3 protein-coding genes are annotated in these 1,823 nt (G+C 36.6%); all 3 read right to left on the bottom strand.

Going from position 1 to position 1,823, the window contains the following annotated elements; all coding sequences use genetic code 11:
* Positions 1 to 81: 81 nt before the first annotated feature.
* Positions 82 to 615 (bottom strand): thiol-disulfide isomerase, encoded by a 534-nt coding sequence (locus HMPREF2853_RS04265; RefSeq protein ID WP_070534996.1) that lies wholly within the window; start codon positions 613 to 615, stop codon positions 82 to 84.
* A gap of 51 nt (positions 616 to 666) precedes the next feature.
* The gene (locus HMPREF2853_RS04260; RefSeq protein ID WP_070534994.1) at positions 667 to 1,296 is read right to left on the bottom strand and encodes a hypothetical protein; all 630 of its coding nucleotides are present in this window, start codon (positions 1,294 to 1,296) and stop codon (positions 667 to 669) included.
* Positions 1,293 to 1,823 (bottom strand): hypothetical protein (locus HMPREF2853_RS04255; protein ID WP_070534992.1); only part of this gene is annotated, 531 nt, incomplete at its 5' end. The genes HMPREF2853_RS04260 and HMPREF2853_RS04255, both read right to left, overlap by 4 nt.

Below are 1,823 nucleotides of genomic sequence, written 5' to 3'. Positions count from 1 at the left end.
TTCACCCCCTCTGTCTAAGTTATCATAGAAGTCTTGTTCATACAGCATTGCGTTGAGCAAGAAGCTTCTTTCTCTGGTAAACTATCCATACAAGGTTTGATATATCTTTTTCATGAAGTCATCAATCTCGCTTTGAACACTTCTCAACAAGTAATCTTCTTCGGCTTGTGAGATAGAAACAATCTCTCTTTTCCCGTTACCATTTTGCTGAGAATAGCTGGAATCAATTAAATTCAGATTTTTATCTAAAATAAAAGTTATATGTGTTTGTTTTTCATTAACCTGTGTGATGAAAAATAACTGAAAATCCTTAGCATCCTTTTTGGGAGGGCTAATTTTCAAATGTAACTCTCCTTCTATTTCTAATGGATAAATAACTCCATCCAATCGAATAGCTCCGTCAGAAGGAATAGTATAACCTGCCTTGCGGATGTCAGACGCATATTTTTCTGATGACGTCAAGCGATGAAGAACCTCAATTCTTTCATTTTTCTCAAAGGCTTCTTTTAAAGCACTAGATTGTTGGAAATGATTGTAAGTAAAATATAAAGGAATCGCTAATAGGAACAAGGACAATACAATCAACCATTTAAACTGTTTTACTTTGTCTAACATTCGCCTTTCCTCTATCAACACTCTCTTTCAAATAGGTGGGATTATAAATTCTCACTCACCTTCCTCATCGTCATAAACTCGTTCGCCATGGATTTTGATGTATTCTTCATTCCTGCGGTCATCTTCTTCCCAGACTGGGTCTCTCACATCGTCCATAAACGGAATTTCTTCCAAACTCAGCTCATTAGCTTCTTTATAACTCATCGAAAGGATATCCTCATGCCGATTTTTAAATTCCTCCACACTTAACCAGCTCTCTTTATCATCTTCGCTAATCTGACCATCAATAGCAGTCGCAATTTCAATGGCCATAATATACATAGCTCGTTTATCAACAGTGAGAAGGTCAAGGTGGGTAGAAGCTAAACGTAGACAGTCTCCTTTTTCTCGATAGTCTGTTGCTGGATTGTCTTCAAAATCTAATTCAAGATTTTCATATACATGACTCCCAAATTTATTGATAATCCCTTCTTTCAACTGAACATTATTCCATCTGTTATCATGCATCCACTTATTCAATTTCAAGTGAATAGTTGGGTCTGTTTTAAATGGGCGAGTATTCCCAAAATAAGAAATATCTACTGTCTTCCCATCTTTAGTATCAAACCACATTCTCTTCGCTAGTTCTAAGTAATCAAATGGAATTTCTTTGGTATAATCGCCTTTGATGTATAGTCTCACTCGTCGTCCTCATCGTCATAAACACGTTCGCCATGGATTTTGATATATTCTTCACGAAGGCGCTCTTCTTCATCCCACAAAGGTTCCTCTACAGGTTTCAAACTTTTCAGTTCCTCCACGCTGATATCGGTTGCTTGATCGTAACTTAGTGATAAGACATCCTTGTGCAACTCCTTAAAAGTCTCTACATCCATCCAGGTTTGCTTATCATCCTCGCTAATTTTTCCATCAATTGCACCAGCCACCTCGATTGCCATGATATACATAGCACGTTTATCAACCGTTAAAATATCCGTATGTGTTGTAGCAATCCTAAGGTTTACTCCACGTTCTCTCCCATCAGTAATAAAATCATTTTCAAATTCCAATTGAATGTTTTCATCAGAAAACGAATTCCAAGGATTGCTCTTGTCGTATGGTATATGATTCCATCGTTTATCCTTAAATCGCCATTTATCAAATTGAACTCCAAAAAAGAAATCATCCTGTAACATAGCATCATCACCAACATTGGAGAAACTTATTTT

Origin of the sequence: Streptococcus sp. HMSC077F03 (genome assembly GCF_001812375.1) — a bacterium.
GTDB classification, from domain to species: domain Bacteria; phylum Bacillota; class Bacilli; order Lactobacillales; family Streptococcaceae; genus Streptococcus; species Streptococcus oralis_S.
This window is presented reverse-complemented; position numbering and strand designations above follow the sequence as displayed.

Coding starts and splice junctions, on each gene's coding strand:
- HMPREF2853_RS04265 (WP_070534996.1), bottom strand. CDS start 615: ATGTTAGACAAAGTAAAACAGTTTAAATGGTTGATTGTATTGTCCTTG.